Source organism: Bacillus cereus group sp. BceL291, assembly GCF_051776705.1.
GTDB lineage: Bacteria > Bacillota > Bacilli > Bacillales > Bacillaceae_G > Bacillus_A > Bacillus_A cereus.
This window is the reverse complement of the sequence record NZ_JBPWAP010000022.1, coordinates 41,130-62,278: the sequence shown is the minus strand read 5'-3', so window position 1 is coordinate 62,278 and position 21,149 is coordinate 41,130. Positions and strand designations below refer to the sequence as shown.

The window sequence follows — 21,149 nt, the reverse complement described above, 5'->3', positions numbered from 1 at the left end:
TTTCATGAATGAGATCATACATAAGATGGAGCAACATGTTTCAGTTCGTAAATATAAAGAAGAATCAATTCCGAAAGATGTAGTAGAAAAGATGGTGCATGCTGCGCAACATGCAGCTTCATCACATTTTGTACAGGCGTATTCTGTTATATATGTAACAGATCAGGAATTAAAGGCTAAACTAGCAGAGCTATCCGGAAATCGCCATGTGAAGGACTGTGCAGCATTTTTTGTTTGTTGTGCAGATTTAAAACGACTTGAAATTGCATGTGAAAAACATAGTACAGAGATAAAGCATGAGGGAGTAGAAGACTTTATCGTTGCGACGGTAGATGCTTCACTTTTTGCGCAAAACTTAGCACTAGCAGCAGAATCGTTAGGATACGGTATTTGTTATATTGGTGGTATTCGTAATAATCCGAGAGAAGTGAGTGAACTGCTTCATTTACCGGATAAAGTATATCCTGTATTCGGAATGACAGTCGGTGTACCAGATGAAGAACATGGAGTTAAACCACGTTTACCAGTAGCAGCAGTTCTTCATGAAAATGGATATGATGAACAAAAATATGATGAATTACTAAACGAATATGATGAAACGATGAACGCGTATTATAAAGAAAGATCATCAAACAAGAAAAACGTAACATGGACGGAATCAATGAGTTCGTTTATGTCTAAAGAAAAAAGAATGCATATGAAAGAGTTTTTAAGTGAAAAAGGATTAAATAAGAAGTGAGTAAAGAGGCAAACCTGTGATGCAGGTTTGCCTTTTTGAGAAGGAGAAATACCTAAGGCCAGAAAGTTGTTTATTATTTCTGAACTTAGGTATTTTGTTTGTTATCATGTACATAGAAATAAAAATTAATAATTTTTTACAAAAGTGATAGAAAATGAGGATGAAATGCCAATAGTAAGTAAAAGCGGCATAATAGCCGCTTTTTATCGTTTTATTTAGTATTTGATTTGAAATATTTTCCTTATGAAAGAAAGATTATTGCTAATTGTAAACTGTCAATAAAGTTATTTAAGTTTTGATATGGAATACCCCGCCGGAAAATACAGTAATAATTTCGTTTGAACATATCTGTTATTGCACGATCTAAAGCATCTTCTATAACAAGTTCAAACTTTCAATAAGAAGATAACCCCCTGTACAACTTAAAAGAATGTACGTAAATATTTTAAAAATCCGTTGATTAAGCCATTTAAAAATAATTTGACCTATAAACAAACCTAAAAATACAATTGGAATGGCATAAAAACTTGATTCCCAAATGGTTTTGTTTGTGCCAGTAAAGAGTATTTGAGTTACTAGACTAATGAAATATATAAACAGATAAAAAGCTAATGTAGTTGCTCTTAACTTCTTTTTTTCAGTATTAGTTCCTGTAAAATAAAGTAACAGGGGTGGACCTGGCATACCAATACTTGTCGTTAAAAGACCAGATAATCCGCCAACTATGAAATCTCTAGATTGTGTTGATCTAACCTTAACGTTGCATATTAGCAACAATGTTAATAGTAAGAGTAGGATGCTAACTGCTAATTTAAAAGTGTTTATGTTAACGGAAATGAAAATTAAAATGCCAAAAGGAACACCAACTATACTTCCAAAAATAAACCTTTTCAGTAGAACAAAATCAACGTCCATTCTTATTTTCCAAATGAGTGAAATGGAGATAATTAAAGATAAAATAATGTTTATTTGTATAGCTTCTTGTGGTAGAAATAACATAAGTAAGAAAGGGGTTGCCATTATGGAAAAGCCAAAACCTGTACTTGCTTGCAGAATAGAAGCCACTAATATAATACATATGAAAAAGAATGTGATACCCAAAACAACCCTCCTATTTAATCAAGTTTAACTAGTTAAAGTCTATTATTTAAGTGCAATGTTTCACAAACTTATTTGTATTTTAACATAAATATCTAGTTTTTTCTCAAATAGTGTTGCCATATAAGGCTCTTTAACTAAAAAATCTGACTTGTATTTTTAAACAATTTTATTATGGGGAAACAAATAATGAATGGGATCAAAATGTATTGATTATCATTAAATTATTCACTGAGATCCCCGCGATAAAACAAGAACAGCCATATAAAACTTACAAAAATACAGCATGTAGCTAATAAACAGCCAATCATTTGAGGAGAAAGAATTTCTAACAGCCCTCCTGTAAAAAACATCGATAACTGAATAAGAGATCCGTAAATGGAATAATGGAATGAAAAAACTTTACCTATCATATTTTCGTGTGTGTAAGTTTGAAGTAATGTCGTATCAAGTGGAACGATGATTCCTCCTGCTATGCGCATACAGAATAAAGTAATGATACCGATAATAAGTTGATCGGATAGAATGAATCCGAGAAAGAAAATTCCTTGTAATAAGTAGGCCCAACCGAATACTTTTTTCATTTTTTCTTTATTATGGGATATATAAAGATTAACGAGAAGGCTTCCTATCATAAGCCCAGCCCCTTGAACCGTATATAAAATCCCAATGTTCGTATGGAAAATTTTTTCGGCATAGATCGTTAGAAGTAGTTGATAAGCACCTCCAATAATCCCCCATGAAATGCCGACAAGAATTAATGTTAAAATGATTTTTGTTTGTAATATGTATGTATAACCACCTTTTATATCAGTGAAAAATGCTTTGTTCTTGTTACAAGTATCATGAGCAGGAATACTCATGTTATAAATAAAATAGGCTGAAATAAAGTATGATAGGCTATTTACTAAAAAAGCGAACTCAATATGTAAAGATTGTGCAATTACTCCGCCCAAAGAAGCCCCCATAATAGACATAAAACCATTAATTGTACTAGAAAGAGAGTTAGCAGTTACGAAATGATTTTGGTGTACGATATTTTTTAGAGTTGCTTGTTTAGCCGGTTCAAATAAACAAGAAAGTACAGATAAACATATATTAGCAATGAAAATAATCTCAATTTTATAGCCTGCGAGTAAGTATGTAAGGACTAGAATTCCCCGTGTAATATCGGTAAAAATCATAATATTCTTTTTAGAGAAACGATCTACAATTCCGCCTATGAATGGACTAAGAAGAAGCTGTGGTAAACTTTTACTTATAAAAGTAAGTGCGATCATAAACGGCGATTCCGTTATGTTGTAGACAAATGTTAATAAAGCTACCGTATGGAACCAATCCCCAAGTACACTTAATGTTTGCCCATAAAATAGTTTATTGAAGTTTTTATTTGTTTTAAGAAGTGTGGAATAAGAAACTGACATAAATAGATTAATCCTTATGTAATGACGATGTTTGAATTTGTTCTTTCCACTCACTTAAATACACTTTTTCCGCTGTGGGAAGTCCAACAGGTAATTGTGCAATCAATTCTAAACTATTTCCATCAGGGTCGTTAAAGTATACGGCTGCATGTGCTAATTCCGGAAAAACAATCGGTTCAATTGGTTCCATTCCAAAGTCTTTTCGTGCTGAAATTCCTTTTTGATTTAGCCAATGAATCGCATTTTCTAAATCATGTAAACTTACTTGAAAGGCGATATGTCGTAAAGAGGGGTGATAATTCACTTTGTATTCTGTGCCTTCCCAAAGGCCGAGCCAACTCTCATTTTCTTTAATCCAAAAGAAAGCAATATTATCTCCTCTTTTATATAATTTTAGCCCTAGTGATTCATAAAAAGGTATTGATACTTTTAAGTTGCGGACAGGTAAATGTGCTTCGTAAAGACCTCTAATCATTGTAATCCCCCTTAGTAAAAATGTTTCTTATTCCATAGTAAACAATATGTTGCTAGTTGAAATCGCAAATAAGAGGGATATAAATTCATACGAAAGTATGAAAAAAAACAGCTCATATTTGAGCTGTTTTTCTATAGTTTTTAGTTCATTTTTCAAGGATAGGATATATTAATATCCGTATCCGCCGCCACCCCAACAGCTACATCCGATGATGATTAGAAGGATGAATAGTACGATAAGCAAAGCAAATCCACCGCCGAAACCAGCGCAACTTCCACCATAACTCATATGTTTTCCTCCTTTTTAGTAAGTTAATCTATATGGTTCATGGACTACTATATACAGTATGTTTTTTGTATAGAAAACGAGCCAGTCTCATTTATAATTAGACAAATGCCTGTAGATTCATTAGGATTGCATGTTAGTGATTTGTAAATAAACCTTTACGTAATTCATAATTTAGGCATAAAAAATAAAAAATTGTAAAAAAAACCATTTTCTTATTTTTTTATGAGAGAATATGTACTATAATTTTACAAGTAATATTATGGGAAAAGGGAGTTTTAGTATAGAGATGGAGATGGGACAATTAAAAAATAAAATAGAAAACAAAAAGAAAGAGTTAATTCAACTTGTTGCGAGACACGGATTGGATCATGATAAAGTTTTGTTATTTAGTCGTGATTTAGATATACTTATTAATAAGTTTATGAACATAAAAGACAAAGTGCATAAATAAAAAATTTATAGTTTTTTATATTAAGATGTTTCACAGAAAGGAGAGGACAGTAATTGGAACATTTACAGGAAGAATTGTATAAACAAATAAAAGAAGAAAAAGGTACAGTTACAATTTTCTTAAAGAGTGGCGTTAGAATAGTAGGAGAAGTTGTTGGAGTGGATAAATTTACAGTTTTAATCTTAGTGGATGGAAAACAACAGCTTATTTATAAGCAGGCTATATCAACAATAATGAAATAAGACACTCTTGTTGAGTGTCTTATTTCATTATTGTTTGCATGCCTCAACATCAATGCCGGCAGCAATTAACTTCTTTTCTCCATCTTGTTCAATAATTTTTTGTAATTTAGATAGGAAAGAATCAAAGTTTGTATGCTTTGCTACTTGGAATGTCATTTTATGTTCAATTGGTAGCCACGTATCAATATCAGCTTCGTTATGCTGGATTTTCACCTCAAGTTTATCGAGTGCATTAGCAACTTTTGCTTCGTACGTTTCTTTCGCTTCAAACTCCATCCATAAGTCATATAATTCCTCGCCGAGAGAACCTGTTAACGTTTGTTTAATATTTAAAATAGCCTCCAGTTCATTTTTTTGTTTTTGTAGCTGTAATTCGTGACTATTCATTGTATCAAAAGCAGGAATATCACCAGCTTCGGCTTCGACTAGGTCGTGAATAATAACCATTTTAAGTAATTTCTCAATACTTACTTTTTGATCCAAATAAGGTTCAACTAAAATGGCCATTAGAGACATCCGCCATGTATGTTCGGCAACACTTTCTTGACGTCCGTTGGAAAGCCAGCTATGTCGCATTTCATATTTTAGTTTTTCTGCTAATGCAATGACTTGTAAAATGTTGTGTTCCATCGTGATCCTCCTCATTTATTCATACCATAATTCTAATATAGAAATGAAATGTGTCAATTTTATGAGTATATTGCGATAAACAGATGATAAGCGTATAATACATGTTATATGTGAAAACGTATTATTAAAATAAAAAAATGTTATATAAAAATGGAAAGGAAAGGGCAGAAATATGGGAGAGAAAAATCAAGTATTAGCTAGACCACAAAGAAGAAAAAGGAAGTTTGATATTTCTAGCCCAGTGGGCATTATAGTAGGTTTCATTATAGTGATAGCGGCAATTATGCTTGGTGGCGGTGGAATAAAAGCTTTCAAAAACTTTTTAGATATTTCATCTATTTTAATTGTCATAGGGGGAACAACAGCGACAATTGTTGTGGCATATCGATTTGGAGAAATAAAAAAATATACGAAAAGCATTTTTACTGTTTTACATAGAAGAGAAGAAGATTTAGAACAGTTAACGGATTTGTTTGTCGATTTTTCGAAAAAGTCTAAAAAGAACGGCTTGCTTTCTTTAGAGGTAGATGGAGAGCAAGTAGACAATCCTTTTATTCAAAAAGGAATTCGATTAATGTTAAGCGGTTACGATGAAGATGAATTAAAAGAAGTGTTATTGAAAGATATTGAAACGGAAGTGTATGAGTTAAGAAAAGGAGCAGCATTATTAGATAAAATTGGTGATTTTGCTCCAGCTTGGGGAATGATTGGTACGTTAATCGGTCTTATCATTATGCTCCAAAACTTACAAGATACATCGCAAATTGGTACAGGAATGGCAGTTGCGATGTTAACGACATTATATGGGTCTGTACTTGCGAATATGATTGCAATCCCTCTTGCGGAAAAAGTATATCGTGGTATTGAAGATTTATATACAGAGAAGAAGTTTGTAATAGAAGCAATTTCAGAATTGTATCGTGGACAAATCCCTTCTAAATTAAAGTTGAAACTGGATACATACGTATACGAAACAAAGGTAAAAAAGGTAAAAGGAGCAGCCTAATATTTCAAGGAGTGGTATGATGAGTAAAGGACCGCAAAAGGGATCGCCTCGTTGGATGACGACTTTTACAGATTTAACGATGTTATTATTAACTTTCTTTGTATTACTAGTTGCTACATCAAAGCAAGATGCAGTAAAATTGTCAAAGATGCTTGAAAAGTTTAGTGATACGGGGCAAGTAGATGCAAAAGTAATGGAAAATACAATACCGGATATTTCACATGAAAAAAATGATGAAAAAATGATTTCAAAAAAGAGAATGGATGAATTATATAAGAAGTTAAAAGCGTATGTAGATAATAACGGTATTAGTCAAGTGAATGTATATCGAGAGGATACAGGGGTAAGCGTCGTTATAGTAGATAATTTAATATTTGATACAGGCGATGCGAACGTTAAGCCCGAAGCGAAAGGGATAATAAGTCAATTAGTTGGATTTTTTCAATCCGTACCTAACCCAATTGTTGTAGAGGGACATACAGATAGTAGACCTATTCATAATGAGAAATTCCCTTCTAATTGGGAGTTATCTTCAGCACGAGCGGCAAATATGATTCACCATTTAATTGAAGTGTATAATGTGGACGATAAAAGGCTAGCTGCGGTAGGATATGCAGACACAAAGCCAATTGTACCAAATGATTCACCGCAAAACTGGGAAAAAAACCGTCGCGTTGTTATTTATATAAAAGAGTAGTATATTATTATTTTAATAATAAAATAATAAAAACACGAAAATTCTTTTAAAAAAATATTAAATTTTATCATTTTATTTTGTATAATGAGTGAGAATGATAAGGTGAAATATTAAGATATATTTATACATAGAAGGAGAGAATTAAAAAGAATGGCACATAAAATTTTAGTAGTAGACGATGCGATGTTTATGCGAACGATGATTAAAAACTTATTAAAAAGTAATGCTGAATTTGAAGTTATTGGCGAAGCAGAGAATGGGGTAGAAGCAATTCAAAAGTATAAAGAACTTCAACCTGATATTGTAACATTAGATATTACTATGCCAGAAATGGACGGGCTTGAAGCATTAAAAGAAATTATTAAAATTGATTCAAGTGCAAAGGTTGTTATTTGTTCTGCAATGGGACAACAAGGTATGGTATTAGATGCAATTAAGGGCGGGGCAAAAGACTTTATTGTAAAGCCATTCCAAGCGGATCGTGTAATTGAAGCTTTAACAAAAGTAGCAAATAGTTAATATAGAAGGGGTGCCACAAGGAATCAAAACAGTGATAGCGGATCGACGTGTGGCCCCTTTTTTCTCATTATAAAACACTAAATTGTTATACATAAATGAAATGTTTGTTAGACAGGTAGGGGATAAAAATGCAAACAGATCTATTAAATATATTTTTCGAAGAGTCAGAAGAACATTTACAGTCGCTAAATGAAAATGTGCTAGTGTTAGAACAAAATCCTGCTGATATGGATGTTGTAGGAGAAATATTCCGATCCGCTCATACATTCAAAGGTATGTCTGCGAGCATGGAATTTACGGAAATGGCTGATTTAACGCATAAGATGGAAAATGTGTTAGATGAAATTCGTCATGGAAATATAGTTGTAAATGCGGATATTATTGATGTGATTTTTGAGTGCATTGATAATTTGGAGAAGATGGTTGCAGATGTGCAACAAGGTGGAATGGGCAATATTGATGTAGCCTCAACTAAACAGAAATTAGAAGCATTATTGAACGGCAATGTAGAAACTCCTACGGAACATATAGAGCAAAATCATATAGACACCGATGATGGAGTTTCGCATGAAGTTCATATAACAGTTGAACAGCAAGCGATTTTAAAAGCAGTACGTGCCATTATGTGTATTGAAGCATTGCAAAATGTAGGGAATATACAAAAAACAGCTCCGAGTATTGAAGAAATTGAAGCAGATGCTTTCGGATTTGAATTTACAGTATTTATGGATACGGATTGTAGTATAGAAGAGTTGAAACAAGTAGTACTTCATGTTTCTGAAATTGAGAAAGTGGAAGTAAAGCAAGGAGAACCTATATCGAAGGAAGTAGCTTCTAAAAAAGTCGTTACACAAGAAGTTGTGCAAGTAGAAGGAAAGCTACAACCAGCTGTGGCTACGCAGGTAGAATCACCAATAGAGGCAACGAATCAACCTTCAAGTGCTATGCCAGCTAAAAGTACTACAAAAACGAAAAATGCTAAAGTGGAGAATCGTTCAATTCGTGTTCAATTAGAGAAAATCGAAAGATTAATGAATATGTTTGAAGAAAGTGTAATTGAACGTGGGCGCATTGATGAATTGGCTCAAACGATTCAAAACAAGGAGCTAATTGAACATTTAAATCGATTAGGCGATATTTCAAAAGATATTCAAAATGTACTATTAAATATGCGTATGGTGCCGATTGAAACTGTGTTCAATCGTTTCCCGCGTATGGTACGTATGTTAGCGAAAGATTTAGGGAAAAAAATCGATTTACAAATTACAGGTGAAGATACTGAAGTAGATAAAATTGTTATTGATGAAATCGGTGATCCGCTCGTTCATTTAATTCGAAATGCAATCGATCACGGTATTGAAACTGTTGAAAAACGACGTGATGCAGGTAAAAATGAGACAGGTACGATTAAATTAGAAGCCTTTCATAGTGGAAATCATGTCGTTATTCAAATTACGGATGATGGAAACGGTATTAATAAAGGGAAAGTATTAGAAAAAGCGATTAAAAATGGCGTTGTAACTGAAGCAGATGCGAATAGATTAACAGATCGTGAAGTGTTTGATCTTATTTTCCAACCGGGATTTAGTACAGCTGAAGTTGTATCAGATCTTTCTGGACGCGGTGTCGGATTAGATGTTGTAAAACATACGATTCATAGTTTAGGTGGACATTTAATTATTGATTCTGAGGAAGGAAAGGGAAGTACATTTAGAATTGAACTTCCATTAACGTTATCTATTATTCAATCTATGCTTGTTCAAACGAATGATAAGCGTTATGCTTTACCTCTTGGAAATATCGTTGAAGCAATTCGAATTAAGAGAGAAGACATCCAATCCTTACAAGGAAAAGATGTATTAAATTATCGTAATCAAATTATTGAAGTGAAACATTTAAGTACTGTATTTGGTGAAAAAACAGTAGATGAGGCGTTTGCGTCATATGATGGTCAAATGGTTCCTGTGTTAATTGTTCGTAACACACATCGCAGCTATGGACTTATTGTAAACACAATTATCGGTCAAAGAGAAATAGTCTTAAAGTCATTAGGTGACTTCTTTGCAGAGAGTTCTAACTATTTCTCTGGTGCGACGATTCTCGGTGATGGACGAGTGGTCCTCATTTTAAACCCAGAAGGTTTATAATAGGAATGAAGGAAAGCTCCCCACTTGTATACAATTGGGGAGCTTTTTGGCTAATCGTTACGAATCTAATAATGGATACATAGTAACGTTTTATACTAATGAGTTTGCTAAAATAAGAGTTTATATTATTTGATAGAAAAACAGAAATGAGGAGGCAGGGAAAATGCCTGAGCAACACACAAAAGGGGATACGAGCACGATTGTGCTAGAAAAAGAAAATGAGCATTTAACGCCTCAAGAATGCGATATTCTTGGCGAAATTGCAAATATATCATTTGGTTCAGCTTCGACTGTATTATCAACAATTTTAAATAGGCAAGTAAGCATTACTGCTCCTCGTATAGAGTTGGTAGATTTATATGATTCAAGAGATGTCGAAGTTCCACATGTTGTATTAAACATTCATTTTACAAAAGGATTAGATATGGAAAACCTTCTTGTTCTTAAGCAAGATGTTGCATTGTCCATTGCTGATTTAATGATGATGGGAACAGGTGAAGTCGAGGACGGAAAAGAACTTGGTGAATTAGAGCTAAGTGCTGTACAAGAAGCGATGAATCAAATGATGGGATTCGCAGCTACATCTATGTCGGAATTCTTCCAAGATACAGTAGATATGTCTCCGCCGACGATAAAAGTTGTAAAGTTATCAGAAGAAATGGAGAAAATCTCTGAAATCGATGGGAATCATACGATTGTTAAAGTATCGTTTGATTTAAAGATAGATAATCTTGTAAACTCTAAACTTGTACAAATTGTTTCAGTTGAGCATGCGAAACAAATGGTAAATAAATTAATGCAATTATCTGGTGGAGTAGAAGAAACAGACGAACCAGCAGAAGTAGTGGAAACTGAGATTGTAGAAGAAGTTGAAAAAGAGCATTTAACACAAGAAGAGAAAGATGTGCTTGGTGAAATTGCAAATATTTCAATTGGCTCCGCTTCAACAGTATTGTCAACGCTTTTAAATCAGCCAGTTACAATTAGTACACCAAATGTGGAAGCAATCAATGTTCGTCATTATGATGGAGTACCAGTACCATTTGTTATTTTAAATGTCGACTTTGTTGAAGGGCTAAAGAATGAGAATGTATTCGTATTTACGAAAGATGTTGCCTTAACAATGGTAGATTTAATGATGATGGGAACAGGGGAAGTTGACCCAGAAAAAGAGCTTACTGAATTAGAACTGAGCGGTATTAAAGAAATTATGAACCAAATGATGGGTCATGCTGCTACGGCGATGTCAGAAATGTTTCAAGAAAAAATGGACATGACGCCGCCAAATGTTAAATTTGTAACGTTAAAAGAAGAAATGGAATATTTGGGAGAGTCAATGGAAGTGGACGAACTCGTTCAAATTACGTTCAATCTTGAAATTGGCGATTTGCTTCAATCGAAGATGTATCAAATTTTGCCAATTTCCGAAGCGAAAGAAATGGTAAGGCGACTTCTGTATCCGATGGTGGAAGAAGAAGAGATTGCCACAGAAGAAATTGAAGAAGAAAAAATTGTAGAACCAGTTGTGCAACCTATTGAATTTAAAGAAGTAAAACAAATGGAACCAGTATATATGGACACGTCCATTCTACAAAATGTAGAAATGAACGTGAAATTTGTATTTGGAAGTACAGTGAAAACGATTCAAGATATATTAAGTTTACAAGAAAATGAAGCAGTTGTACTAGATGAGGATATTGATGAACCGATTCGTATTTATGTAAATGATGTATTAGTGGCGTATGGTGAACTTGTAAATGTAGATGGATTTTTTGGAGTAAAAGTGACGAAATCACTATAAGGCATTGAAATAGGAGTTTGAACTAGTAGATGAAAAACGTAAAGTTTTTTCTAATGAGTTGGCTATGCATACATGTGTGCTTGTTCTTCCCCTTGCAAAGTCAGGCTGAGGAACAAATTGAGTCAGATCAAAAAATAAATGAAGTGAATGTACAAGAAGAAAATAAGGAATCTCAAGAATCGTCAGAACAAGTGGAAACGAAGCAAGATGAAGAGAAACAAAAAGAAGCAGAGCAACAAGAAGTAGAACAACAAGAAGTAGCAAATAAACAATTGAATGAAAGAAAGATAGAAACGGAACAGGGAATTATTACAGTAAATAAGCCGGAGCTTAAAGTTGGCGAAGAAGTGCGAATTGCTGTAGAACCAAATGGGAAAAACATTCAAAGTATGAAAGGTATATTGCAGCTACAAAAAAATGGCGAGCAATATGCGCAAGAAAGAATACTATCTTTTGAGTATGATGAAGAAACGAAGAGCTGGGTTGCTAACTATAAAGCAGGGAATTTTGATTTGCAAGGTGATTGGAATCTTCAGCTCGTTCAAAGTTACAAAGAGAATGAGAAAGAAGAAATCGTAAAAAATGAAGTGAAAGTCCCGCTTATTCGTATTAAAAATGAAACGCCAACTATAGATAAAGAATTGCCTAAGTTACAGAAAGTTACTATTGATGAAGTAAAAGAGAACTTAGTTGAACGAAAACAGGGAGATTCTATACATATACGAGTAAAAGCGTCAGATATAGAATCGGTTGTAAAAGAAGTGCGCGTTACATTAAAAGGGAAAGAAAATAAAGAGCTTTCGTTTTTATTAGACTACAACAAGCATGATATGGATTGGCAAAAAGTATTTGAAATAACAGAAGCATTGCCGGCTGGGCCATACGAATTACTTGTAGAGATAATAGATGCAGCAGGTAATAAACTTGTTGAAGAAAGTGAATATACCATTTCTGTTTTGGCGCCAAAAAACGAAGATGATAAAAAGATAGAAGAGAAAGAGAAAGAAGAGAAATTAGATAATAAACTAGAAAATGAATTAGAAGATAAGAAAGAAAATGAGAAGCAAGAAGATTTGAAAATCAAAAACCCGCTTCTAGAAGAAAAATTGCCGGTTGTTCAAATTCCGAAGCAAGATGAGAAAGTAAATAAGTTTATAAAAGAACCGTTGAAAGAGAAAGAGAAATTTACTTACGTTATAAAAGAGCCGTTCGAAGACAACAAGGAAGTACATAAGGCGAAGGACCAAAAAGAGAAAAATAACAAACAAGTTGTCTCTAAAAAGAAAGAACAAAAAGAAGAAACGAAAGACAAGGAAGAAGAAAAAGGTGAACAGGGAGTACAAGCTTCGGATGTATTTACTATCATGTCAGGTTTGTTCGTACTGTTTTTAGTTTTAAAGAGTAATAAAGAATGGGGCTAATTATTTCATAGTAGTGGAGGCGCTTAAATGGAGATTAAACGTACGACAATTGAAGATAAGACGCTACAACCATTAAAACAGCCTGCAGCTATTTCGGAACATGAAATCCAGAAAGAACGAAAGCGTAGCAATTTAGTGTTTACTGGACAGTCTAAAATTATTTCGAAAAATAATGAAATAGGTATTTTACTTGCAAGTTTAAGTGATGGAAAGATTATGAAGGAAATACTTTCTAAAGAGATGGATACAGTGTTACAACTTTTTAAAAAGTTACATACGTTATCTCAAGAAGGAAAGCAATCAGAAAAAGTGTTTGAACAAGTAATTAGAAGCCTACAAGGACTTATTAAGCAGGCGCACATAAAAGAACTTCCTTTGTTAGATGGAACATATGATTTCGCTGAAGTGCAACTATCATTTGGTAGAAAAGTACATATTCCTTTACTAGATGTAAGTGCACTCATCTCTAGAGTGGAAAGTGATTCTTCAGAAGGAAATATAAATTTGATGGTAACGGTAATTACTGCTTATATAACAAAATTGTCTAACGAAACGATTTTAATTAGCGTTACAGACCGCATTGCTAAAGATCGGGATGTAAGTGTATGGAGAGCGCTTGCGGAAATGAACATGACACAATTGTCACAGGCGTTGAAACAAACGATGCAAGAACATAAATGGTCTATGACGTTTCTTTTTCTCTTCATATGGATTGTCGGTATTATTTTAATTCGAGTTATGTAAAAAGGTCGTCACTCCATTGTGACGACCTCTTTTATATTTTTTCGTAGAAGAACGTATCAAATCGCTGAAGATTGTAACGTTCGGGTGTTAAAATTTGTTCTGTACTACCAACAAATAGTACACCGCCTTTTCGTAAAGAACGACTAAATTTTTCGTAAAGTTTTACTCTTGCTTCTTCGGTAAAATAAATCATTACGTTGCGACAAATAATCAAATCATAATTTGTATCGAATGACTGCATTAAAAGGTCATGTTGTTTAAACGAGACGTTTTGTTTAATGTTTTGATGCAATGAATATATGTCATTCTCTTTTGTGAAATGACGTTCTTTCAAATCAGTAGGTAATTCCTTTAACGAACGTTCTGTATATTGACCGCGTTTTGCAGTTTCTAAAATATGAAAATCAAGATCTGTTGCTTGAATTTCAAAACGGAATGGAGCTAGATGCTTTGATAAAATTAAAGAGAGTGTATACGGTTCTTCACCAGCAGCGCAAGCGGCACTCCATACCTTTAATTTTCCGCTATTTTGTTCGAGTAATTTTGGTAGTGCTTTCGACTCTAAAGTTTGCCATCGTTCTTTATTTCTAAAAAACTCTGAAACGTTAATTGTAATATAGTCAATAAAATTTAAAAATAAATTTTGATCAGCACGTAATTTGTTTAAAAAATTAGTGTAGTTTTCAAAGCCTTTTCTCGAAATGAAAGCATCGATTCTACGGCGCATTCTATCTTGCTTATACGAAGCGATATCCATATTGAATTGTTGTTTAAAACTCGCGATAAAATGATCATAATCTTGTTCAATTATCATATTTACAATAGGCACAATAATGATATTGTGCCTCCCCCTTTACATCATACGAATTTTTTGTTCAAAGCTTTTTTTCATTTGTTTTTCATGTAATCCTGGTAAATCATAAATGACAGCATCAATACCTGCTTCTTTTGCGACATCGACAGGGATGACAGATGTATGTTTGTCCCCGTTATAAAAACAGAGAACTAAATCAGTGTCTTCAATAATTTGTTTAACAAAAAACATATAATCTGATCGGTAAATGGAGTCAGAAGGATGATCAAAAGCAACATATTCGGCTCCGTGCTTTTTTAAGTAATCAACGACTTCTTGAAATTCATCTGTTATTGCTTGTAATGGTTGCAGCGTGTAAAGGCATAAATTTTGAGCGAGTCTTTCATTCTCAACGAAAAAACGAAGAACCTCATTTTCGATAGATTTATAACATAATATGTAAATTTTATGTTTGTGAGCATAGTCAGTTAAAAATTTTTTAATTTCTTCTTGATCTAATGCTGTTAATTGATTTGAACCACAAAGGAAAATATTCATAGAATTGTGCCACCTCATGCTAAATTGTAACATATCTTTTATAAAAAATAACTGCAAAATATTACTGTTCAGAGTATAATTATAAATAACTGGATTTTACGATTAAGTTTAGGAAGAAATAAAAAAATAAATAGGTGATATATATGCTACGTTCTATCTCGCATAATCCAATTTTATCGCATATACCGCCTGCTACTCAAATGCCGAAAGAAGCAAATGTCAGGACAGGACTTGCATTTTCGGATAATTTGCATGCAGATCCGAAAAAAGATAAATTGCTAGAACAAATGGAAGCGTTTGTCGATAATATTGGAGAAATTAAAGAGAAAATTGAAATGGAATTAACGCTTGATAATGTAATGGAATACAAAAATACAGTAAAATCATTTTTGAATTTTTACGTTGATAATGTATTGCAGTATAAAGATGTCATGTCTCGTCACCCGCGTTACGGATATTCACAGAAAATGACGATTGTGAAACAGGCAGAAATGGGATTGAATGAATTAGAAGATGTTATGAATTTAATTAATACGAAAACAGGACATTTAGAAATGTTAAATCAAATTGGAGAAATCCATGGTTTAATTGTGAATTTAGTCTTGTAAAAGAAAGGAAGCTATATGTACATACAATTATATGAAAAACTCGTTATTATTCAAAAAGCGTATGAAAATATTCAAGCGCTTGGAGAGCAAATATATGAGAATTTAAAAAATAAAAATGTAAATGCAGTTCAAAAATTGCAAGTAGAGCAATTGCAGTACATTGATGGTTTAAAAGGGTTATCAAGCTCATTAGAAGAAATGGTTGTTCAGTTCTGTAAAGAACAAGGGGTTGAATCGTTTCGTGTAAGTGCGTTATTTTCGTATTTTTCTCAAGAAGAAATTGAAAAAATGGAAGAATTACAAAAAAACGTAACTGAATTAGAAGAGAATGTAAAAATGCTTCTTTTGAAAAATCAATATTACTTAAACGTACTATTAAAAACTACAGAAAGTATTGTGGATTCTGTTTCTGAATATAACTTAGAGCGAAACAATAATTCGCAAATCTTTATGAACGAACTATTGTAAAGGAGAAGTGAAGCTTTATGAGATTATCTGATTATAATACACCGCTATCGGGCATGTTAGCGGCTCAAATGGGGTTACAAACAACGAAACAAAACTTGTCTAACATTCATACACCGGGTTATGTTCGTCAAATGGTGAATTACGGATCTGTTGGAGCAAGCAATGGTCATACGCCAGAACAGAGAATTGGTTACGGTGTACAAACGCTAGGTGTTGACCGTATTACTGATGAGGTAAAAACGAAGCAGTTTAATGATCAATTATCTCAGCTCTCTTACTATAACTACATGAATTCGACTTTATCACGTGTAGAGTCTATGGTTGGAACGACAGGGAAGAATTCATTATCTAGTTTAATGGACGGTTTCTTTAATGCCTTTCGTGAAGTAGCAAAAAATCCAGAACAACCAAACTACTACGATACATTAATTTCTGAAACTGGGAAGTTCACTAGTCAAGTAAATCGTCTTGCGAAAAACTTAGATACAGTGGAAGCGCAGACGGCAGAAGATATTGAAGCGCATGTTAATGAATTTAATCGTCTGGCTGCTAGTTTAGCAGAAGCGAATCATAAAATTGGACAAGCGGGTACACAAGTGCCGAATCAACTTTTAGACGAACGAGATCGCATCGTTACAGAGATGTCTAAGTATGCAAACATCGAAGTATCTTATGAATCTATGAATCCTAATATCGCGAGTGTTAGAATGAATGGTATTTTAACAGTAAATGGACAAGATACATATCCACTTCAATTAAATAAAGAAAAAGACCCAATGTCAGTTGAGATTTACGGTTCAGAAATCTCTGTAACTAGCGGAGCGATAAAATCAGCGATTGATACGAAAGCGAAGATTGTTGATTATAAAAAAAATCTCGAAGACTTAATGAGTTCAATGAAAAATCAAGTGAATACAGTGATGGGAAAAGATTTCTTCGTTGGAGATTATGCGAAAGAGATGAAGTTAAATCCAGAATTCCAAAAAGATGTTTCGAAAATGAAAATGTCTGCTGAAACAGCAAATAAACTAGCAGCAATTACAGATGGAGATTATAAAGAAGGTCTTTCTTATAAACAAGCATTAGACCAATTTATAGTTCGTGTAGCCTCTGATAAAAGTGCAGTGAATGCTTATCAAAAAATTCATGGAGACTTACTAGAAGGTATTCAGCAAGAAAAAATGAGCGTCGAAGGGGTAAATATGGAAGAGGAAATGGTAAATTTAATGGCCTTCCAAAAATACTTCGTCGCAAATTCTAAAGCTATTACTACGATGAATGAAGTGTTTGATAGTCTATTTTCGATTATTCGATAAGTGATAGTAATTGATTGGAAATATATAAGGAGGAGATAGAAATGAGAGTATCTACATTTCAAAATGCAAACTGGGCAAAGAATCAGTTAATGGATTTGAATGTGCAACAACAATACCATAGAAACCAAGTAACTTCAGGGAAGAAAAATCTTCTTATGAGTGAAGACCCACTTGCAGCGAGTAAATCATTTGCGATTCAACATTCATTGGCAAATATGGAGCAAATGCAAAAAGATATAGCGGATTCGAAAAATGTATTAACACAAACTGAAAATACTTTACAAGGTGTTTTGAAATCTTTAACGAGAGCAGATCAATTAACAGTACAAGCATTAAGTGAGCAAAATGGTGAAAAAGAATTGAAAGCAATCGGTGCAGAGATTGATCAAATTTTAAAACAAGTTGTATATTTAGCGAATACGAAAGAGCAAGGCCGTTATATTTTCGGTGGTGATAGTGCAGAGAAGCCACCATTTACAGAAGATGGTACATACCAGGGCGGAAAAAATGATGTGAACTGGCAACTAAATGACGGTTATGAATTCAAAGCGTTCCGTAACGGAGAAGCATTATTATCCCCGGTTATAAAAACGTTAAAACAGATGAGCGAAGCGATGCAAAAAGGTGACCAAAAAGCGTTACAACCGTTATTAGGAGAAAATAAGAAAAACTTAGATGGCATCATTAACCGTACAACTGAAGTTGGTTCAACAATGAACACAATGGAGACGTTTAAAACAATTTTAAGTGAACAAAATTTAGCGCTTCAAGAAAATCGTAAAGAAATTGAGGATGTCGATTTAGCGGTCGCAATTTCTGACTTAGCATATATAAATGCAACGTATGAAGCGACGCTTAAAGCAGTTAGTACGATGAGTAAAACGAGCATTTTAGATTATATGTAAACGAATAAGGAGTGATACAACATGGCAGGAACATTAACAGGTATTGGCGGTAGACAACAAATTTGGAACCTCGGAAATAATATGATCGATACTTCTAATCTTGTAGAATTAGAACTACAAGCATTAAATATGAAAAAAACACCCTATACAACGGAAAAACAACAACTTACACAAGATAAACAATTATACACAAGTTTAAAAACAGAATTTAGTTCTTTTACACAAACATTTAAAAACTTAGCATCATTTAAAGGAAATGAAAAAAAAGTTACAACAACACAGGATGGCTATATTAATGTAATAGCTGATGGCGGAGCAATCTCGGGAACATTCAATATGACAATTAAGCAACTTGCGCAACGCCATCAAATTGCTTCAAATGATATTAAAATTGATGAAAAATTACCTGCAGAAGAAACATTAGAAATTAATGGGAAACCACTTAAAGTAACAACGGATATGACTTATAAGGACTTAATTAATAAAATTAATGATGGTGACTATGGTGTTTCTGCATATACGCTTGGTGGCAAAGTATTTATGTCTGCTAAAAATGAGGGAATGGGAGGCAAAATTAAGTTTACAAGTGAAAAATCTGATTTGTTCCAAAAAATGGGTTTATCTACAGTGGATGGTAAAGCAGTGAACGTCATTAATGAAGCACAGGATGCAATATACAGTATTAATGGCATTGAAGGGAAAAGTGCTAGTAATACAATTGAAACACTCCCTGGTGTAAAAGTGGAGTTATTAAAAGTAACTGAATCGAAGGTAACGGACGGTGGAACTGGTACAGACACAAAAGGAATAGATTTAAAATTTACAGTAAGTGATTCAAATGTAACCGACGCATCCAACCTTATTAAAAAAATGGTGGCAGATTATAATAAAGCGGTTTCTACAGTAGATCTTTTTGCTGGAAAAGGTGGAGCCTTCCAGGGACAAGTAATTATGCAAAGCATACGTCAAGTAATGAATAGCGTTGTAACATTTTCTCAAGATGATAATTATTTATTTAATTTTGGTATCCAAATAAAGCAGGATGGGACATTAGAAGTCGATGATGAAGCTCTAACAAAGGCATTAAAAGAAAAGCCAGATACAGCTAAACAGTTTTTCTTTAGCTCAAATGGTTTAGGGAAAATGATGGAGGCCCCGCTTGAAAAGCTTTTCGGTGATAAAGGTGTCGTTGGGGAACGAGTAAAGAGTATAGATTCGCGTGTAAGTGATTTAGATAGAAAAATTAGCGATATTGATATGCAAAATAAACAAAAGCAAGATGAAATTGTGAAGAAGTATCAAAAGCTAGAAAGTACATTGGCGGCGCTTGATAGCCAACTAAAAACAATTAAAGCAATGACAAAACAAAAAAGTGATGATTAATGAAAGTTGAGGAAGTGATCGTATGCAAGCATGGCAACGTTATATGCAAAATGATATTATGACGAGTAACCCAATTAAAAATACAATTTTTATTTATGAAAGATGTATTGTAGAGTTTCGTAATTTAGAAGAACTTTTACATACTTTTAAACTACAAGAAGGGGACGCACTTCTTGAAAAATTAGAACGTATTTTTGAAGAACTAAAGCTTCAATTAAATCCTGAGATTACGAAAGATTTATATGACAGTCTCTATGGTTTATATGATTGGATTAGCATTCAAATTCAAACGATGAAAGTAACGCGTGAAGCGAAAGATATTGATGCAATTGTGAAAGTGTTACAAGATTTAATAGACGGCTACCGCGGAGCACTTGAAAATGAACAATGATATTTATCGGACGTTTGTCGACTGTTTTAATGAAATCGGTGAATTGCAAGTGTCAGATAGAGAGTTTGCTGAGAAGAGTGAGATGTTAAATCGCTGGATGATGACATTGGATGAAGAAACGCGTGCGCAAGTTGCAATAGAAGTAAGCCCGCTAATTATTAAGGCAGCTCAGCATATTCGGGATAAGCAAAGGATTTTAGAAGAAATGATTATGGAAAACAATGGGCGAATGAAGGCTAATTCATTTTACGGTAAATATTAATAATAACGTCTGGAAACAGATTCCCCTTTTAAAAGGGGGTCTATTCCTTCGTTTACATAAAGAACTCCACTGATTGAGGTTTCATTTTATGACTGTGATGAAAAAATAATAGTAATCTAAATAATAGAAAAATGGACTTTAGTTTGTAGTTTATATATTGAAATGTTCTATAGATTACTAAGTGTATACAGTTTTTTGCATTCTTTTTTATATTTTTGTATTTTTCTAAAGACAACAATGAAAAAATGGAATAAAATATGTAAGGGTACATAATAGTAAATATTTTAATAAACGCATATAAGAAAATAAATAATGAAGTGAAACTTCTATCAGTGGATCATTACGTTAGAAAAGAAAGGGTGTGGAATATGCCAGATTTAGTGAGTGATGTAAGCCATTATATGAATTATTTAGTGACGAAACGAAATACTGTTTCTAGTAATATTGCAAATGCAAATACACCTGGCTATAAAGCACAGGATGTAACATTTGTTGAGCAGATGAATAAAAGTAGTGCATTATATAAAAATAATGCGGCTGATTTAAAGAGCAATCCAGATTTATATCAAACGAATGAAATGCACTTACCGACAGTAAATACGAAAAATACATATGCAAAGATTCAAACAAAATCAATGCAAACGAATAAAGACGGAAATAGTGTGGATGTAACGACAGAAATGCTAGATTTAATGAAAGCAAATCAGTTATACGGTATTTCAATTAACGCAATTAATACACAATATGCAATTAACCAAGCGGCACGCGGACGTTAAAAGTAGA

The 21,149-nt window shown here is 33.3% G+C and carries 25 protein-coding genes; 18 read left to right on the top strand and 7 right to left on the bottom strand.

Translation table 11 applies throughout. The features are described 5' to 3' along the window. Window positions 1-4 precede the first annotated feature (4 nt). Window positions 5-739, top strand: a complete 735-nt coding sequence (gene nfsA / locus ACS2CR_RS15880) for an oxygen-insensitive NADPH nitroreductase (protein WP_001002392.1) — start codon at window positions 5-7, stop codon at window positions 737-739. A 375-nt stretch (window positions 740-1,114) separates the two neighbouring features. On the opposite strand, the gene ACS2CR_RS15875 is transcribed toward nfsA, so the two are convergent. The 4 genes from ACS2CR_RS15875 to ACS2CR_RS15860 form a co-directional block, all read right to left on the bottom strand. Beyond that, window positions 1,115-1,840, bottom strand: a complete 726-nt coding sequence (locus tag ACS2CR_RS15875; RefSeq protein ID WP_153602568.1) for a sulfite exporter TauE/SafE family protein — start codon at window positions 1,838-1,840, stop codon at window positions 1,115-1,117. A gap of 221 nt (window positions 1,841-2,061) precedes the next feature. After that, window positions 2,062-3,261 (bottom strand): MFS transporter, encoded by a 1,200-nt coding sequence (locus ACS2CR_RS15870; protein ID WP_000117053.1) that lies wholly within the window; start codon window positions 3,259-3,261, stop codon window positions 2,062-2,064. 7 nt (window positions 3,262-3,268) lie between these two features. Beyond that, window positions 3,269-3,736: a VOC family protein gene (locus tag ACS2CR_RS15865; RefSeq protein WP_000617953.1), complete on the bottom strand. Its 468-nt coding sequence runs from the start codon at window positions 3,734-3,736 to the stop codon at window positions 3,269-3,271. Window positions 3,737-3,904: 168 nt separating this feature from the next. Further along, complete coding sequence (locus tag ACS2CR_RS15860; RefSeq protein WP_000120179.1) at window positions 3,905-4,024, bottom strand: YjcZ family sporulation protein; 120 nt, start codon at window positions 4,022-4,024, stop codon at window positions 3,905-3,907. Window positions 4,025-4,256: 232 nt separating this feature from the next. On the opposite strand from ACS2CR_RS15860, the gene ACS2CR_RS15855 reads away from it, so the two are divergent. Both ACS2CR_RS15855 and hfq read left to right on the top strand, forming a co-directional pair. Then, window positions 4,257-4,475, top strand: a complete 219-nt coding sequence (locus ACS2CR_RS15855) for an aspartyl-phosphate phosphatase Spo0E family protein (RefSeq protein ID WP_000291688.1) — start codon at window positions 4,257-4,259, stop codon at window positions 4,473-4,475. Window positions 4,476-4,528: 53 nt separating this feature from the next. After that, complete coding sequence (gene hfq / locus ACS2CR_RS15850) at window positions 4,529-4,717, top strand: RNA chaperone Hfq (protein WP_000400665.1); 189 nt, start codon at window positions 4,529-4,531, stop codon at window positions 4,715-4,717. A gap of 27 nt (window positions 4,718-4,744) precedes the next feature. Here hfq and ACS2CR_RS15845 read toward each other — a convergent pair whose 3' ends face one another. Further along, window positions 4,745-5,347, bottom strand: a complete 603-nt coding sequence (locus ACS2CR_RS15845; protein WP_000400780.1) for an HD domain-containing protein — start codon at window positions 5,345-5,347, stop codon at window positions 4,745-4,747. Between the two features lie 172 nt (window positions 5,348-5,519). Here ACS2CR_RS15845 and ACS2CR_RS15840 point away from each other — a divergent pair, with 172 nt between their 5' ends. From ACS2CR_RS15840 to ACS2CR_RS15810, 7 genes are all read left to right on the top strand, one after another. Then, window positions 5,520-6,353: a flagellar motor protein MotP gene (locus ACS2CR_RS15840; RefSeq protein WP_000504185.1), complete on the top strand. Its 834-nt coding sequence runs from the start codon at window positions 5,520-5,522 to the stop codon at window positions 6,351-6,353. A 19-nt stretch (window positions 6,354-6,372) separates the two neighbouring features. Then, window positions 6,373-7,050, top strand: coding sequence for an OmpA family protein (locus tag ACS2CR_RS15835; protein ID WP_000033627.1), 678 nt, complete (start codon window positions 6,373-6,375; stop codon window positions 7,048-7,050). 150 nt (window positions 7,051-7,200) lie between these two features. Continuing rightward, a complete protein-coding gene (locus ACS2CR_RS15830) occupies window positions 7,201-7,569 on the top strand; it encodes a response regulator (protein ID WP_000940568.1) in 369 nt (122 codons plus the stop codon). A 128-nt stretch (window positions 7,570-7,697) separates the two neighbouring features. Beyond that, window positions 7,698-9,716, top strand: coding sequence for a chemotaxis protein CheA (locus tag ACS2CR_RS15825; protein ID WP_053514217.1), 2,019 nt, complete (start codon window positions 7,698-7,700; stop codon window positions 9,714-9,716). Window positions 9,717-9,879: 163 nt separating this feature from the next. Next, window positions 9,880-11,517: a flagellar motor switch protein gene (locus ACS2CR_RS15820; protein ID WP_001115014.1), complete on the top strand. Its 1,638-nt coding sequence runs from the start codon at window positions 9,880-9,882 to the stop codon at window positions 11,515-11,517. Window positions 11,518-11,546: 29 nt separating this feature from the next. Next, window positions 11,547-12,938, top strand: coding sequence for a hypothetical protein (locus ACS2CR_RS15815; RefSeq protein WP_000800079.1), 1,392 nt, complete (start codon window positions 11,547-11,549; stop codon window positions 12,936-12,938). Window positions 12,939-12,965: 27 nt separating this feature from the next. Further along, entirely contained in the window at window positions 12,966-13,682 is a 717-nt protein-coding gene (locus tag ACS2CR_RS15810; protein ID WP_000403960.1) for a hypothetical protein, read from the top strand. A gap of 31 nt (window positions 13,683-13,713) precedes the next feature. Here the strand turns inward: ACS2CR_RS15810 and cheR are convergent, their stop codons facing one another. Both cheR and ACS2CR_RS15800 read right to left on the bottom strand, forming a co-directional pair. Next, window positions 13,714-14,496: a protein-glutamate O-methyltransferase CheR gene (gene cheR, locus ACS2CR_RS15805; RefSeq protein ID WP_000582877.1), complete on the bottom strand. Its 783-nt coding sequence runs from the start codon at window positions 14,494-14,496 to the stop codon at window positions 13,714-13,716. A gap of 39 nt (window positions 14,497-14,535) precedes the next feature. Then, the gene (locus ACS2CR_RS15800; RefSeq protein ID WP_001020110.1) at window positions 14,536-15,033 is read right to left on the bottom strand and encodes a flagellar motor switch protein FliG; all 498 of its coding nucleotides are present in this window, start codon (window positions 15,031-15,033) and stop codon (window positions 14,536-14,538) included. A 143-nt stretch (window positions 15,034-15,176) separates the two neighbouring features. Between ACS2CR_RS15800 and ACS2CR_RS15795 the strand changes: the two genes are divergently transcribed. The 8 genes from ACS2CR_RS15795 (at window position 15,177) to flgB (ending at window position 21,142) form a co-directional block, all read left to right on the top strand. Then, a complete protein-coding gene (locus tag ACS2CR_RS15795; RefSeq protein WP_000946323.1) occupies window positions 15,177-15,641 on the top strand; it encodes a YaaR family protein in 465 nt (154 codons plus the stop codon). A 15-nt stretch (window positions 15,642-15,656) separates the two neighbouring features. Further along, window positions 15,657-16,109: a hypothetical protein gene (locus ACS2CR_RS15790; protein ID WP_000275885.1), complete on the top strand. Its 453-nt coding sequence runs from the start codon at window positions 15,657-15,659 to the stop codon at window positions 16,107-16,109. Window positions 16,110-16,126: 17 nt separating this feature from the next. Continuing rightward, complete coding sequence (flgK, locus tag ACS2CR_RS15785; RefSeq protein ID WP_053514216.1) at window positions 16,127-17,425, top strand: flagellar hook-associated protein FlgK; 1,299 nt, start codon at window positions 16,127-16,129, stop codon at window positions 17,423-17,425. A 41-nt stretch (window positions 17,426-17,466) separates the two neighbouring features. Further along, a complete protein-coding gene (locus tag ACS2CR_RS15780) occupies window positions 17,467-18,330 on the top strand; it encodes a flagellar hook-associated protein 3 (protein WP_001266413.1) in 864 nt (287 codons plus the stop codon). Between the two features lie 21 nt (window positions 18,331-18,351). Continuing rightward, window positions 18,352-19,713: a flagellar hook-associated protein 2 gene (locus ACS2CR_RS15775; protein WP_053514215.1), complete on the top strand. Its 1,362-nt coding sequence runs from the start codon at window positions 18,352-18,354 to the stop codon at window positions 19,711-19,713. A gap of 22 nt (window positions 19,714-19,735) precedes the next feature. Continuing rightward, window positions 19,736-20,104: a flagellar export chaperone FliS gene (fliS, locus tag ACS2CR_RS15770; protein WP_001149516.1), complete on the top strand. Its 369-nt coding sequence runs from the start codon at window positions 19,736-19,738 to the stop codon at window positions 20,102-20,104. Next, entirely contained in the window at window positions 20,094-20,366 is a 273-nt protein-coding gene (locus ACS2CR_RS15765) for a hypothetical protein (protein WP_006922667.1), read from the top strand. The genes fliS and ACS2CR_RS15765 overlap by 11 nt, the downstream gene beginning before the upstream one ends. Window positions 20,367-20,683: 317 nt before the next feature. After that, on the top strand, window positions 20,684-21,142 hold the full coding sequence (flgB, locus tag ACS2CR_RS15760) for a flagellar basal body rod protein FlgB (RefSeq protein WP_374050086.1): 459 nt from the start codon (window positions 20,684-20,686) through the stop codon (window positions 21,140-21,142). Window positions 21,143-21,149: the final 7 nt, after the last annotated feature.